The sequence below is a fragment of the Methylobacterium sp. E-046 genome (assembly GCF_022829625.1).
In the GTDB taxonomy this organism is placed as follows: Bacteria; Pseudomonadota; Alphaproteobacteria; order Rhizobiales; family Beijerinckiaceae; genus Methylobacterium; species Methylobacterium longum.
This window is the reverse complement of the sequence record NZ_JAKSYP010000067.1, coordinates 1-443: the sequence shown is the minus strand read 5'-3', so window position 1 is coordinate 443 and position 443 is coordinate 1. Positions and strand designations below refer to the sequence as shown.

Annotated in this window: 1 pseudogene; it reads left to right on the top strand. The window is 66.1% G+C overall.

Annotated features, from left to right (window positions below):
* A pseudogene (locus MKK82_RS04150) lies at nt 1–439 on the top strand (GntR family transcriptional regulator); the annotation flags it as partial.
* Between the last annotated feature and the right edge of the window lie 4 nt (nt 440–443).

Below are 443 nucleotides of genomic sequence, written 5' to 3'. Positions count from 1 at the left end.
TGCGCGTCGGAAGGACTGCCGGTTGGCCGTCGGCCATCTCGCGGCGATCGTGGGTGTCGCCGAGACCACCGTGCGCAACGCCATCCGCGAGGCCGTGAAGCTTGGGCTCGTGACCGTCGAGGAGCGGCGCGTGACCGGCTTTCGCAACGACACCAACATCGTCCGCATCGTCTCGCCCGAGTGGAACGGTTGGCTGCGGCTGGCGAGAAAGGGGATACCATCACGGGACCCCCTTACCGGAAGGGAGGGTCATCACGACCCCGCGCTTCAGGGGGGAGGGTGCAAATCCGCGAACCGCACGACTACTGAAGTTCCAGTTCTGGGGAAAACGAGGCCAGCGGAACCGAAGAATGGCTGCCGAGGGGCAGCGGGCGACCTCGACCGAAGCGGACCCGTGAGAATTCTCGCGGGCGGTAGAAAAGGCCGAGCCATGCGGTGAGGGT